The following is a 13526-nucleotide window of genomic DNA, read 5'->3' as shown; positions in this document are numbered from 1 at the left end:
TCACGCTAAACAACTTTCGTCACTTTGGGAACAATTTCCTCAATTTTCTCACCAGTCACCGGCGTGTCGGCTTGACGAACTACAAGGTTGTAATTCGTTCGCGGAGGGGTAGTCCCACGACTGCGAGCTCAGCGGTCGACCGGGACCTGCGAGGTGGTGGTCGTCGGGTGCGAGGACAACCCGTGCCGATCGAACTTCTGGCCGCTGGCGATGCCGCCGAGGTAGAAGGAGACCAGCGCGATGGCGACACCGGCGATGTCGTCGGCGATGTAGTGCCACCCGAAGTAGATGGTGGCGACGACGATCAGTCCGAAGTTGATCCAGAAGGCGATCCGGATGATCCGGCTCTGCACGGTGAACTGCACCATCAGCGCCCACAGCAGCCCGATTCCCGTGTGCAGGCTGGCGAAGCCGGCCACGGTCTGGGCCTGGCCGTCGCTCCACAGCACGTGGTGTCGGGCGTTGACGAGCGATGCGATCAGGTCGCTGGTACCCGTATGGGCGAGGTCGCGGTACAGCCAGTCGTACTCCAGGCCCGGACCGATGGTGGGCAACGCGTAGTACGAGATCGTCCCAAGCGTCCACGCGATGCCCTGGGACGTCACGAACCACCAGCCGTACGAGAGGTTGCGCGACCAGACCAGCCAGACGGTGACCATGATCGCGACCATCGGGATGAAGAGCAGGTAGAAGCTCGACAGCACGTGTGCCACCAGGTCGGTGCCGAGGATGTCGTGGAACACGGTGGCGGGGTTGTGGTCGAAGAACAGGATCCGGTCCAGCGTGTGCAGCTCACGGTCGTACATCCGGTCGCTGACAAGCGGGAGGAACGACTTGAGGTTCCGGTAGCAGACGTAGATCACGTAGAAACAGACGATGCCGAGCAACACCAGCGTGATCCGGTCCCGGGTCCAGTGGGTGCGCCAACGGTCCCGGATCAGCTCGGGCATCCGGCCGACTCGGCCGCGGGAAAGCCAGATGGCGCGCGGCACCAGGTCGAGGAAGAGCGCGCCGAAGCAGAGGATCGGCAGCCGCACCATCGCGGGCCCGAGGAAGCTGCCCTCGGGGTCGATCAGCGGCCGTCCGACGGACCAGGCCGTGATTGCGGCCCACAGGAGCATCAGGGCGGCGTTGACCACGAGCAGGGTCCAGGCACGGCGATACACGCCGTCAGTGTAGGGAGTGTGACCAGTCAATGACGGGTCGGTGTCACGGCCAGCCGTGAGGCGTCAACCACCATCGACACCTGGTCGCCGGTGGCGGGGTGCGTGTCCAGGCGGGCGACCGCGTCCAGCTCGCCGATGCCGTCGACGACCACCACGAGCCGGATCTGCTCGGGCGTGACCCGGGCCGAGAGCACCGTCCCCGAGAGCGGCCCGGAGTCCGCGACGACCAGTGCAGACCGGCGTACGGCGACCGCGGCGTCGGCGCCGGCGAGCCCGGCGGCCCGCAGGAGCACGCCGCCGGCAGCGCCCTCCAGCACCCGGGCGTAGCCCAGGAACAAGGCGGTCGCCGCGTCCGCCGGCGCCCGCCAGACAGCGGCGATGTCGCCCTGCTGCACGATCCGACCGCCGCGCATCACGGCCAGCCGGTCGGCGACGGTGAACGCCTCCTCCTGGTCGTGCGTGACCATCAGCGCCGTGGTCCCGGCCTCGCGCAGGATGTCGCGCAGGTCGTTGGCGAGCCGCTCGCGCAGGCCGGCGTCGAGGGCCGACAGCGGCTCGTCGAGCAGCAGCAGCCGGGGCTGCACCGCCAGCGAGCGGGCCAGCGCGACCCGCTGCCGCTCGCCACCCGAGAGCGTCGCCGGCAGACGGTCGCCGTAGCCCTCCAGTCCGACCAGCGCCAGCAGCTCGCGCACCCGCGCGGCGGCGTTGGGCGTACGCCGCAGGCGCAGTGCGTAGCCGACGTTGCGGGCAACCGTCAGGTGTCCGAAGAGCTGGCCGTCCTGGAACATCAGCGCGAACCCGCGCTTGTGGGTGGGTACGCCGTCGAGGTCGCTGCCGTCCCAGGAGATCCGGCCGGACGCGACCGGCTCGAGCCCGGCGATCGCCCGCAGCAGGGTCGACTTGCCCGATCCGCTGGGTCCGAGCACGGCGAGGACGTGGCCGTCCTCGAGCCGCAGCGAGGCGTCGACGACGGCCGGCACGCCGTCGTACGCGACGGAGACGTCGTCGAGGGTCAGCATCAGAAGGCTCCTAGTGACGGCACCCGCAGCCGCTCGACCGCGAGCATCACGACGGCGGTCGTGGCGGCGAGCACGACAGAGGCGGCGAGGGCCATGCCGTAGTTCATCGCACCGGGGTGCCCGATGAGGTGGAAGATCACGATCGGCATGGTCGGGGTCTCGTCCCGGGCGAGGAACGACGTGGCGCCGAACTCCCCCAGCGACACCGCGAACGCGAATCCGGCGGCCGCCAGCAGGGGCTTCCACATGATCGGCAGGTCGACTGTCACAAACGTTCGAAGCGGTCCGGCGCCGAGCGACGCCGCGGCCTGCCGCTGCCGGTCGTCGACCCCGCCGAGCGCCGGCGCCAGGGTGCGTACGACGAGCGGGAGGGCCACCAGCGCCTGGGCGATGGGCACCAGGAGGAGCGAGTCCCGCAGGTCGAGGGGCGGCTCGTCGAGCGTGATCAGGAAGCCGAAGCCGAGCGTCACCGCGGACACGCCGAGCGGAAGCATGAAGAGGCCGTCGACCAGGCCGCGCACCCGGCGTTCGGCACGGGTGTGCGAGCGCCGTGTGACGATCACCGCGACCAGCAGCCCCAGAGACAGCGACATCCAGGTCGCGTCGACCGCGGTCCGCAGCGAGGTGACGAGGGCGTCGGTCGCCGGCACCAGCAACGCATCGCGAGACCCGACCGTCGTGAGCGCCCGGTAGTTGCCCAGTCCCCAGCCGTCGCCGACCTGCAGCGAGCCGACGACCAGAGCCGCGATCGGCAGCCCGACGAGCACGATCACCAGCAGCGTCGCGAGCAGGCTCGGCCAGTCCCCGCGGGAGACTCGCGGTGGGCGAGCCGTCGTACGCGCCAGGCTCGGGTCGGCCACCGCGCGCAGGCGGCTGGTGACGAACAGCAGAGCCGTGATCGCCAGCAGCTGCACGATCGACAGCGCGGCCGCCGCCTGGAGGTCGAGCAGGTTGGTGGTCAGCAGGTAGATCTCGGTCTCGACCGAGGAGTAGCGCAGCCCACCGAGGGTCAGCACGACCCCGAAGGCGGTGGCACAGAAGAGGAAGACCACGCTCGCGGCCGACACGATCGCGGGCCGCAGCGCCGGCAGCGTGACGGTCCGGAAGACATGGGCCGGCCCGGCCCCCAGTGCGGCGGCGGCCTCCGCGGGTCGCGGGTCGAGTGACTCCCAGGCGGCGCCGACGGCACGGATCACGACTGCGACGTTGAAGAACGCCAGCCCCGCGATGATCGCGCCGGCGGATCCGTCGAAGCCGAGGAAGCCGAGCGGTCCGGCCTCTCCGATCAGCTCACGGAAGGCAACGCCGACCACGACGGTCGGCAGCACGAACGGCACCAGCAGCAGCGCCCGCAGCACTCCTCGCCCGCGGAACCGGCGGCGGTGCAGCAGGTGCGCGGCGGGTACGCCGAGCAGCACCGCCACCGTCGTACCCGCCAGCGCCGACCAGGCCGTGAACCAGATGACCCGCAACGTGCGCGGACGGGTGAGCACCTCGGCGACCGCGGCCGGGTCGAACCGGCCGTCGACCCAGAACCCCTCCGCCAGCATCCCGCTGACCGGCAGCACGAAGAAGACGCCGAGGACGGCCAGCGGCACCGCCGCCAGGCCGACCAGCGCCAGGATGCGCTTCATCGCGAGGTGATGTCGCTCCACTCGCGCAGCCAGTCGTCGCGGTTGGCGGCGATGTCGGCCGGGTCGACCTGCCAAGGGTCGGTCGGCTGCTTCGCGAACTCCGCCCACTCGGCCGGCAGCTGCACCGACGAGTCGACCGGGAAGACGTACATGCTGTCCGGCAGCGCTGCCTGCACCTCGGGCGACAGCAGGAAGTCGACCAGAGCCTTGGCGCCGTCGGGGTTCTCGGCGCCGTCGAGCACGCCGGCGTACTCCACCTGGCGGAAGCAGGTGTCGAGCAGCGCGCTGGTCGTGGACGTCCCGTCGTCGGCGATGGTGAACGCCGGTGACGAGTCGTAGGAGAGCACGATCGGCCGGTCGCCCTTGCCGCCACCCTGGGTGAAGTCGACCTGGTAGGCGTCGGACCAGCCGTCGGTCAGCAGCGCGCCGTTGTCCATGAGGTCGGCCCAGTAGTCGGGCCAGTCGTCGCCGTACTTCGCGATCGTGGCCAGCAGGAAGGCCATGCCCGGCGAGCTGGTCGCGGCACCGGAGGTGACGAAGAGGTCCTTGTACGCCGGCTTCACGAGATCGTCGAGACTCCTCGGCGGCGTGACTCCCTTGTCGGCGAACCACGTGTCGTCGACGTTCACGCAGACGTTGGCGTTGTCGACCGGCGACAGTCTCTGGTCGTCGTCGCCCTCGAGCAGGAACTCGTCGGCGCCCTCCGGCAGCTTGGCGGCGTAGGGCGCGAACACGCCCTCGTCGAGCGCCCGCGACGCGAAGGTGTTGTCGACACCGAAGGCGACGTCGCCGAGCGGGTTCTCCTTGGTGAGCACCAGCTTGTTGGTCAGCGCGCCCGCGTCACCGGAGGCGCGGGTCTCGATCTCGTAGCCGGTGTCCTTCTCGAACTGCCTCTGCAGCTCCTCGGGCAGCACGAACGACTCGTGCGTGACCAGGACGACGCGCTTCGAGGCGGCCCCGGAGGAGGTGTCCTTGCCGGCATCGTCGTCGCCGCCGATCACCGAGCAGGCGGAGGCCGCGAGGACGACGGCCAGGGTGGGCGCGAGCATGCGCAGGTGTCTCACTGGTGACTCCCTATCGCCGGTACTAACCGGATCAGGTTCGTAGGGTCTGCGGCTTGTCCGCACTCTCAGCACGCGTGGCGTGCTCCCCTGTCTGTGAGGTGGACTCTAGTACGTCGTCCTCGGTCGTGGTCTCGAGGCTCACCGGGTGAGCGACACCACGGCGTCCAGCCGCGCGAGCTTGGCGGGGTTGCGGATGGCGTAGAGGCCGGTGACCAGGCCGGCCTCGACCGCGAACGTGGCGATCGTGTCGAGCTCGCCGTCGAGGATGATCCGCAGCGCCGGTGCACCGTTGACGACCACGATGTCCGCCTCGGCCGGCCCCTCGGAGACCCCTGCCAGGAAACGCACCACCTTGTCCGCACCGAGGATCGGCCGCAGGGCTGCCTTCTTGACCCCACCGCCATCTGTGACGAGGACGACGTCGGGGGCGAGCACGTCGAGCAGGCTCTGGATGTCACCGGTCGACGCGGCGACCATGAACCGCTGCAGCACCCGGTCCCGCTCCCCCGGCGTCGCCTCGGCGCGCGGACGCCGTTCGGCGACGTGTGCCCTTGCCCTGCTGGCGATCTGGCGTACGGCGACCGGCGTCTTCTCGACCGCTGCCGCGATCTCGTCGTACTCGAAGTCGAAGACCTCGCGCAGCACGAAGACCGCCCGCTCGGTCGGCGCCAGCGTCTCGAGCACGGTGAGCATCGCCACCGAGACCGAGTCGGCGAGCTCGACGTCCTCGGCCACGTCGGGCGTGGTCAGCAGCGGCTCGGGCAGCCACGGCCCGACGTACGACTCGCGGCGACGCGCGTTGGTGCGCATCCGGTTCAGGGCGAGCCTGGTGCTGATCCGCACCAGGTAGGCACGGTCGTCGCGCACCTGGCTCCGGTCGACGTCCACCCAGCGCAGCCAGGTCTCCTGCAGCACGTCCTCGGCGTCCGCGGCCGTGCCGAGCATCTCGTAGGCGACCGTGAAGAGCAGGTTGCGGTGGGCGACGAAGACGTCCGTGGCGTCCGGTGTGCTCTTCCGAGAGGCCGTCATGCGTTCGACGGTACGGCGAGCGGCAGCTCGCACACATCCGAATATCCCTGGCTCTGCAGGCCGGCCGCGGAGTTGAAGCGCGAGCGCATGTTCTCCAGCGCGACCATCTGGGTGAGCTCGACGACCGCCGGCGCGCTGAGCTGGTCGAGCAGGTGCGCGGTCATCTCGTCGGTGACGGTCAGCGGCGTGGTGCTCATCGCCTCGGCGTACTCCAGGACGTCGCGCTCCAGCGGTGTGAACGCGTCGGACTCGCGCCAGCGCGGCACCTCGCGGACCTTGGCAAGGTCGAGGCCGTCGTTGTGCGCCATGAAGTAGCCGAAGTCCAGGCACCAGCTGCAGCCGATGACGCCGGCGCTCGCGAGCTGCGCGTAGGACTTCAGCGTCGGGTCGAGAGCGTCCCACTTCGACACCTTGCTCTCGAAGCCGACGACCGCCTTGAGCACCTGCCTCTGGTGGAAGTAGACGTAGGCGTTGTCGGGGAACTGGCCGTAGGCGCGTCGGGCGTACGCCGACATCACCTTCCCGTAGAGACCGGTGATCGGGGCCTTGGGGATCCGGAACGTGCTGGGCATGTCTCCTCCTCGGTTGTGTGTGTCGCCATGGAGACACCGCTCGTCCTGGATCTGTGACATCCCTACGCTGAGCACATGCCGAGCCGACGCCATCAGCTGCTCGCGTGGGCCGTCCCGCGGCTGCGCAAGGCGAGCGAGCTCGAGTCCCCCGACGTCGAGCGGGCCCGCCTGGAGGAGCGCCACGCCGCCACGCCGCGCACCCTGCCGACGCGGCTGGTGCGCGGCTTCGAGAAGCGCTTCTGCGTCGTGACCGAGGTGCTGACAGGGGCGTCCGGCGAGTTCGCGTCGTACGGGATCACGCCGCGCGGCACTGACCCGCGCCACACACTCCTCTATCTGCACGGCGGGGGCTACGTGTCCGGGGTCGACCCCAACCACGTCCGCTACGCCACCCGCCTCGCCGTCGAGCTCGGCGCCCGGGTCGTGCTGCCCGACTACCCGCTCGCCCCCGAGCACACCTGGCGCGACTCCCACCCGGTCATCGCCGACCTGGCAGCCCGCTGGGCCGAGGACTCCGACCGACTGGTGATCGCCGGGGACTCGGCCGGCGGCGGCTACGCGCTCGCGCTGGCCCTCACCCTGCGTGATCGAGGTGGGCCGCAGCCGTCCCACCTGCTGCTGCACTCACCGTGGGTCGACCTCACGACGAGTACGCCGGAGACAGCCGAGTTCTCCGCGCGGGACCCCTGGCTCTTCCTCGGCAAGCTGCAGGCGTACGCCGCCTGGTGGGCCGGTGCGCCCGACGATCTCGCCCGCCCCGAGGTCAGCCCCGGCCTCGGCGACCTCGGCGGACTGCCGCCTGCGCTGATGTTCTGCGGCACCCGCGACACGCTGGCACCCGGCTGTCGCCTGCTCGAACGCCGCGCAGCGGAGGCCGAGTGGGACCTCACCTACGTCGAGGTCGCTGATCTCATCCATGTCTACCCCTTGCTGCCCTTCGTGCCGGAGGCCGATGACGCCTGGCGCCGCACCCTGGAGTTCCTCCGTTGATCACCGTCACCGCCGGCCCGTTCACCGCACTCGACGGGCCGACGGCGTACGCCGTCTGGAAGCTGCGCCAGGACGTCTTCGTCATCGAGCAGGCCTGCCCCTACCCCGACCTCGACGGCCGGGACTCCGAGCCCGGAACCCGTCACGTGCTGCTGCGCGACGACGACCTGCTGCTCGGCTACGCGCGGGTGCTGGACGACCCGCAGTGCTGGCGGATCGGCCGGGTGGTGCTGGACCCGAGCGCCCGCGGTCGCGGCCTCGCCGACCTGGTGATGAAAGGGGCGCTCGCCGTCGCCACGGGCCGCGACGTGGTGCTGGACGCGCAGTCCCCGCTGGCGGGTTGGTACGCGACGTTCGGCTTCGAGGTCAACGGCCCGGAGTTCGTCGAGGACGACATCCCGCACCTGCCGATGCGGCTCAGTCGCTGACGGTCGCGCCCGGCTGGGTCGGGTGCGGCATCCAGTCGTAGACCACTGCGGTGCGCAGGACGATGTCCTGCACGCTTCGCGACCTTGGGTTGATGACACACCAGAACAGTCCGATCGGGAAGACGACGCAGAACACAGCGCGCGCCAGGGCCACGACGACCCGGAGCCGGTGGCCACGGCGACCGACGACGCGGAGCCCCATGACGTGGCAGCCATAGGTGCGAGCGACCAGCGCCCACGAGATGCCGAGGTAGAGCCCGGCGACCACGAACGCCGACGTCAGCGTGAGCAGCGGGATCGGCTCGCGGAAGTGGAAGCTCCGCGGGTCGAGGAAGAACAGCAGTCCGTTGACCCCGAGGTAGGACGCGAGCAGGATGCCGCCGACGACGGCGGCGTCGACGGTGTTGGCGATCAGCCTGCTGACGATGCCGGCCGGACGGCCCTGGAAGGCGCGAGCCTCGCGCGGGATGTGGCTGAGGTCGTGGTCGGTCATGGCTCGTTCCCCCTCTGGGGCGGAGCCTCGGGTGGGACGGGCGGCACCTCGCGGTGGCGCCGCAGCCGGAACCGGTCCACCGCGCGGCCCACGGCCTCGTCGGCGGAGATGCCCTGCATCCGGACGCCGCGCACCGTCTCGGACGCCATCGACCCGGTGGACTCCCGGATGATCTCGGGCAGGTCGACCTCGGCGATGACGTCCTCGGCGAGGCCGACCAGGTCGATCCGGCTGATCACGGCGTCGATGTCGATCCGCGCCGCGACCGCGTCGAGGTCCACCGTCGCCACGATGCCGTCCAGGTCGACCCGCTCCCGGACGATGCGGTCCAGGTCCAACCGGCCGATGACGGCGTCGATGTCCACCCGGCGGACCGCCTTGTCGAGATCGACGGAGGCGACCAGGTCGTCGAGGTCCACGTAGCGGCGTACGACGTCGGTCAGGTCCAGCCGCCGCAGCAAGGCGTCGGCGATGGCCGGCACCAGCAGGTCGAGCATGGTGGTCACCTCGACGACCAGACGCTCGCGGCGAGCCGCGCCGCGATGTCCGGCCACGACCACCCAGGTCCCTGGCTGGTAGCGCTCGGCGACGACCGGGGGTCGCAGCACGAGTCCGGTCAGCGGTGCAGCGACCGGCCTGGCTACCCCCACCACCCGGCGGCCGACACCGGCCGCGAGGCCGACCGCCGACAGCGCCAACCCGATGGTGAGGTCGACCGCCGTAGGACGGTCAGGTCCCGGGATCGGCTCCAGCTCGGTCGACGCACCCATTCACGCCTCCTGACACGTCCGTCCACGCTCAGCGTGGACCCGGATGTCCGGATCGGCCTCACCCGGTACGGACGAGAATCAGGAGGTTGCCGTGAACTGCACGCCCTCGGGAGTGTCCTCACAGGTCGCCCGGCCCTGCGCGACCAGCAGCTCGAGGTGCGCCTTCGTCTCCATCGCCGCCATGCCCTGGCTGAACTCGTCGAGCTCGTCGTACGCACGCTCGTGGCGGGTCCAGCCGAGCTGGTGGGCGACGGTGAAGCCGGTGGCCGGTCCGTCGGCGAGCGCGGCGAGACTGAGGTCGAGCCGGCGGTCGTGGAAGGCCAGCAGCTCGTCGACGCGCTGGTGCGACGACGGCGCCACCGGGCCGTGCGCCGGCAGGATCGTGAGGTCCGGGAGCGAGCGGACCTTCGTCAGCGACGCCATGAAGTCGCCGAGCGGGTCCGGCGTCGGTGGGACGGTGAAGCCGATCGACGGGGTGATCGTGGGCAGCACGTGGTCGCCGGCGAAGAGCAGCCCGGCGGCCCGGTCGGCGTACACGTAGTGCCCCGGCGTGTGCCCCGGGGTGTGTACGGCGTCGATGGTGCGGGCACCGACCGCGATCTGGTGGTCGCCGTCGAGCCAGGTGTCCGGGAAGAGCCACATCGACGGGTCCGGCCCCTCGCCGTCGCCGACCGCCCAGAGCTCGGCCAGCTCGTGGGCGCCGGCCGTGCGGAGCACGTCGATGAACGGGTTCTGGTCGAGGTCCGGGTCGTTGAGCAGCTCGAGAGCCGGCTTCTCGCCGAGCCCGAGCGACACGTCCGCGCCGTACTCGTGGCCGAGGACCGTGGCGAGGGTGAAGTGGTCGCGGTGGACGTGCGTGACCAGGAAGCGCTTGATGTCGCCGAACCCGTAGCCGACGTCGCGGAGGCACTTCTCGAGCAGGTCGCGCGCGACCTCGATCGACCAGCCGCCGTCGATCAGGGTGAGCCCGTCGTCGGTCTCGATGACGTAGACGTTGATGGCCTTGAGCCCGTCGAGCGGCAGTGGCAGCGGGATCCGGTGGATCCCCTCGGTCACCTTCCAGGCGCCCTCCTTGCTCCAGTGCTCGCCGGAGTCGGGCGAGACGGCGACGGCGGTGGGGGTGTTGGAGGTCGTCACGGATCGGACCTTACGGGGAGACGTCGGCGAACCCGAGGTCGAGGGTGGGTTGCTGGATCCCGCCGTCGATCTCGAGCAGCTTGCCGGTGACGTACTGCCCCGCCTTCGAGGAGAGGTAGAGGACCCCCGCGGCGATGTCCTCGGGCTCGCCGACCCTGCCGAGCGGGGTCTTGCCCTCGAGCTGCCCCATGAGCTCGGGCTGGCCCGCGACGAACTCGAGCGCGCTGGTGAGGATCGAGCCGACGTAGATGCCGTTGACGCGGATGCGCGGCGACAAGTCCTGGGCAGCCATCTTGGTCCAGTGCGCGAGGGCGGCCTTGGCCGTGCCGTAGGCGATGAACCCGCGGTCCGCCGTACGCCCCATCATCGAGCTGATGGTGACGACGCTCTTCTGCGTGCCGTCGTCGTCGCGCAGCATCAGCGGTACGGCGGCTTTGGTGAGCGCGTGCGCGGTGGTCACGTTGAAGCTGAAGGCCTCGTTGAGGAAGCGGTTGCTGGTCTGCATGAACTCCCGCGGGAACGTGCCGCCGACGTTGTTGACGACCGTGTCGAGCCGCCCGAGCTCGTCGTACGCCGCCTGCGCCAGGCCGGCGACCGCGTCGAGGTCGCTGAGGTCGGCGGGGACCACGACGCAGCGTCGGCCCGTGGCACGGACCCGCTCCGCGACCACCTCCAGCTGCTCGGCGGTGCGGGCGGAGATGAGCACGTCGGCGCCGGCCTCGGCCAGCGCGACGGCGGTTGCGGCGCCGAGCCCGCGGCCCGCGCCGGTGACGATGGCGACCTGGTCGGTGATCGAGAAGCGGTCGATGATGCTCACGTGGTGCTCACCAGCCCGCGGCCCGTGATGAGCGGGAGGTCGAGGGCGGTCACCAGACCGCCGGGTGCGGCAACGACGGCGGGGACGGCGTTCACGATCCGCTGGGCGGTCGTGATCATGCCGGAGACGTTGTGGTCGCCGTGCTCGCCGTGGTGGGTCAGGTCGCACTGCATGAACGGCTCCCCGGTGATCACCACCCGGTAGCCACCGCCGCCCTCGGCGGGCTGGGGCCATTCGGGCACCTGGTCGGGATGGGTGCGGGTGACGTGCTCGAGGACGACCCGGTCGACACCGTCGACCTGGCCCCTGAGCTCGAATCGGACCGCGCCCCGCGTGCCGGCCTTCACGTCGCCGGAGACCGAGTCGGTGTCGAAGTCGGCCGGCCGCTGGTCGACGTACTCGGTCAGCGGCTCGTCCAGCACGATGTCGAGCCCGGCCGCGATCTGGCGCACGACGCTCCCCCAGGCCATGGTCAGGATGCCGGGCTCCCAGAGGAACGGCTTGTAGTCCATCGGCCGGCCGAAGCCGAACATGTCGCCCATGACGACGGGCTGGTAGTACGTCGAGTAGTCGGCGATCTCCATCACCCGCACCTCGTCGATCCGCTGGCTCAGGCTGGTCAGCGCGAGCGGCAGCACGTCGTTGGCGAAGCCCGGGTCGATGCCGTTGACGTGCAGGCTCGCGCCCGTACGCCGTCCGGCCTCGGCCAGCCGCTCGAGCATCTCGGGCGGCAGGATCTTCTCCGGCCACTGCAGCAGCACCGGCCCGCTGGAGGTCACGTTGATGCCGGCCTCGATGAAGCCGAACAGGTCCTGGATGCACTCGAAGACCCGGTCGTCGGCCATCGCGGTGTGCACGATGCAGTCGGGCTTCAGCGCGACCAGCGCGTCGCGGTCCGTCGTGGCCAGGATGCCCAGCTCGCGGCCGAGCTCGGCCAGCTCCCCGACGTCCTTGCCGTCCTTGGCGGGGTTGGACACCCACACCCCGGCCAGCTCCAGCGCCGGGTGCGCGTCGATCCCGGCAATCGCGTGGCGGCCGATGGTGCCCGTGGACCAGACAACGACCTTCAGTGGCTCTCCCATGCGGGTCAACCTAGAACACGTTCTAGTTAGTTGGGAAGGGTCGGAGGCTGGGGCTGTCAGCCGAAACCTGCCGACACGCTGTTGCGGCAACGGCGTGTCGGCGGCTTTCCCCGGTCAGCCGGGGAATCCCGCCGTCTCCGTGATCACCGGACACCGCGTCCCCGTGTAGATCGTCGGCATGCACCGGTTGCAGTGGATGCAGACGCCCTCCGTGGCGCGGCCGGCGGCGAGTTGGTTGACCAGGTCGGGCTCGCGGAGCAGCGCGCGACCCATGGCGACGAAGTCGAAGCCGTCGGCCATGGCCCGCTCCATGGTGTCGGCCCGGTTGATCCCACCGAGCAGCATCAGCGGCATCGTGAGCGCCGACCGGAAGCGCAGCGCCTTGTCCCGGAAGTACGCCTCCTCGAAGGGGTAGGACTTCAGGAAGCCCTTGCCCACGGGCGTCTTCATCCCGAGGCGTACGACGAGGGGCATCGTCGCGGCGAACTCCTTCAAGGGGGCCTCCCCGCGGAAGAGGTACATCGGGTTCATCAGTGACGAGCCGCCGCTGAGCTGGAGGGCGTCGAGGGTGCCGTCCGACTCCAGGAGCTGGGCGTACTCGAGCCCCGCGTCGGTCGTCACCCCGCCCTTGAATCCGTCGGACAGCGAGATCTTCGCTGTGACCGCGACCGAGTCACCGACCTCGTCGCGGACCGCGCGCGCCACCTGGCGGCCGAGCTTGGCGCGGTTCTCCAGCGACCCGCCGTACCCGTCCTTGCGGCGGTTGAGGCCGGGCGCCAGGAACGACGAGATCAGGTAGCTGTGCGCCATGTGCAGCTCGAGCACGTCGAAGCCGGCATCGACGAGGGTGCGGGCGGTGGCGACATACGCCCTGGTGACGCGGGCCAGGTCGGCCTCGGTGGCCGAGCGGATCATCTGCATCGAGAGCGGGCTGGGCATCCGCGAGGCGCTGATCGCCTTGACGCCGTTGGAGCGGCCGTTGGCGACCGGGCCCGCATGCCCGACCTGGCCGGCGATCGCCGCCCCGGTCTCGTGGATCGTGGCGGCCATCCGGGCCAGCCCGTCGCGAGTTTCCGGCCCGACCACGATCTGCTCGCGGTGGGTCCGGCCCTCCGAGGCGACGGCGAGGTAGGCGACCGTGGTGAGTCCGACGCCGCCGCGCGCCACGGCCAGGTGGTAGTCGATCAGGGAGTCGGTCACCTGGCCGTGCGGCGCGCGGCCTTCGAAGGTCGCCGCCTTCACCGTCCGATTGCGGAGCTTGACCGGGCCGAGCCGGGCGGGTGCGAAGACGTCGGGAGACACGACAGCAATCTAGAACACGTTCC

At 70.5% G+C, this 13526-nt stretch carries 14 protein-coding genes and 1 riboswitch; of the genes, 2 read left to right on the top strand and 12 right to left on the bottom strand.

What is annotated here, in order from left to right; genetic code table 11:
- Positions 1-128: 128 nt before the first annotated feature.
- The 6 genes from ABEA33_RS24230 to ABEA33_RS24205 all read right to left on the bottom strand — a co-directional run bounded on the left by ABEA33_RS24230 (position 129) and on the right by ABEA33_RS24205 (position 6484).
- Positions 129-1166 carry a phosphatase PAP2 family protein gene (locus tag ABEA33_RS24230; protein WP_345529674.1) on the bottom strand — a complete coding sequence of 346 codons (1038 nt, stop codon included), beginning with the start codon at positions 1164-1166 and terminating at the stop codon, positions 129-131.
- Between the two features lie 26 nt (positions 1167-1192).
- Entirely contained in the window at positions 1193-2185 is a 993-nt protein-coding gene (locus ABEA33_RS24225; protein WP_345529673.1) for an ABC transporter ATP-binding protein, read from the bottom strand.
- On the bottom strand, positions 2185-3819 hold the full coding sequence (locus ABEA33_RS24220) for an ABC transporter permease (protein WP_345529672.1): 1635 nt from the start codon (positions 3817-3819) through the stop codon (positions 2185-2187). The genes ABEA33_RS24225 and ABEA33_RS24220 overlap by 1 nt, the downstream gene beginning before the upstream one ends.
- Positions 3816-4883 carry a thiamine ABC transporter substrate-binding protein gene (locus tag ABEA33_RS24215; RefSeq protein ID WP_345529671.1) on the bottom strand — a complete coding sequence of 356 codons (1068 nt, stop codon included), beginning with the start codon at positions 4881-4883 and terminating at the stop codon, positions 3816-3818. The genes ABEA33_RS24220 and ABEA33_RS24215 overlap by 4 nt, the downstream gene beginning before the upstream one ends.
- A riboswitch (TPP riboswitch) is annotated at positions 4874-4982 on the bottom strand. It overlaps the preceding gene by 10 nt.
- Positions 4983-5021: 39 nt before the next feature.
- Complete coding sequence (locus ABEA33_RS24210; RefSeq protein WP_345529670.1) at positions 5022-5912, bottom strand: RNA polymerase sigma-70 factor; 891 nt, start codon at positions 5910-5912, stop codon at positions 5022-5024.
- Positions 5909-6484 carry a carboxymuconolactone decarboxylase family protein gene (locus ABEA33_RS24205; protein WP_345529669.1) on the bottom strand — a complete coding sequence of 192 codons (576 nt, stop codon included), beginning with the start codon at positions 6482-6484 and terminating at the stop codon, positions 5909-5911. Before ABEA33_RS24205 ends, ABEA33_RS24210 begins: the two co-directional genes overlap by 4 nt.
- 75 nt (positions 6485-6559) lie before the next feature.
- Between ABEA33_RS24205 and ABEA33_RS24200 the strand changes: the two genes are divergently transcribed.
- A complete protein-coding gene (locus ABEA33_RS24200) occupies positions 6560-7474 on the top strand; it encodes an alpha/beta hydrolase (protein ID WP_345529668.1) in 915 nt (304 codons plus the stop codon).
- The gene (locus tag ABEA33_RS24195; protein WP_345529667.1) at positions 7471-7902 is read left to right on the top strand and encodes a GNAT family N-acetyltransferase; all 432 of its coding nucleotides are present in this window, start codon (positions 7471-7473) and stop codon (positions 7900-7902) included. Before ABEA33_RS24200 ends, ABEA33_RS24195 begins: the two co-directional genes overlap by 4 nt.
- On the opposite strand, the gene ABEA33_RS24190 is transcribed toward ABEA33_RS24195, so the two are convergent.
- From ABEA33_RS24190 to ABEA33_RS24165, 6 genes are all read right to left on the bottom strand, one after another.
- Positions 7892-8395, bottom strand: coding sequence for an RDD family protein (locus tag ABEA33_RS24190; RefSeq protein WP_345529666.1), 504 nt, complete (start codon positions 8393-8395; stop codon positions 7892-7894). The two genes, ABEA33_RS24195 and ABEA33_RS24190, sit on opposite strands and share 11 nt — an antisense overlap.
- Positions 8392-9165 (bottom strand): hypothetical protein, encoded by a 774-nt coding sequence (locus ABEA33_RS24185; protein ID WP_345529665.1) that lies wholly within the window; start codon positions 9163-9165, stop codon positions 8392-8394. Before ABEA33_RS24185 ends, ABEA33_RS24190 begins: the two co-directional genes overlap by 4 nt.
- Before the next feature lie 78 nt (positions 9166-9243).
- Positions 9244-10302, bottom strand: coding sequence for an MBL fold metallo-hydrolase (locus tag ABEA33_RS24180; protein WP_345529664.1), 1059 nt, complete (start codon positions 10300-10302; stop codon positions 9244-9246).
- A 10-nt stretch (positions 10303-10312) separates the two neighbouring features.
- Positions 10313-11119 carry an SDR family oxidoreductase gene (locus ABEA33_RS24175; protein WP_345529663.1) on the bottom strand — a complete coding sequence of 269 codons (807 nt, stop codon included), beginning with the start codon at positions 11117-11119 and terminating at the stop codon, positions 10313-10315.
- On the bottom strand, positions 11116-12201 hold the full coding sequence (locus ABEA33_RS24170) for an NAD(P)H-dependent amine dehydrogenase family protein (RefSeq protein WP_345529662.1): 1086 nt from the start codon (positions 12199-12201) through the stop codon (positions 11116-11118). The genes ABEA33_RS24175 and ABEA33_RS24170 overlap by 4 nt, the downstream gene beginning before the upstream one ends.
- Before the next feature lie 114 nt (positions 12202-12315).
- Positions 12316-13503 (bottom strand): oxidoreductase, encoded by a 1188-nt coding sequence (locus tag ABEA33_RS24165; protein ID WP_345529661.1) that lies wholly within the window; start codon positions 13501-13503, stop codon positions 12316-12318.
- Between the last annotated feature and the right edge of the window lie 23 nt (positions 13504-13526).

Source organism: Nocardioides endophyticus (genome assembly GCF_039543845.1).
Classification (GTDB): domain Bacteria; phylum Actinomycetota; class Actinomycetes; order Propionibacteriales; family Nocardioidaceae; genus Nocardioides; species Nocardioides endophyticus.
This window is presented reverse-complemented; position numbering and strand designations above follow the sequence as displayed.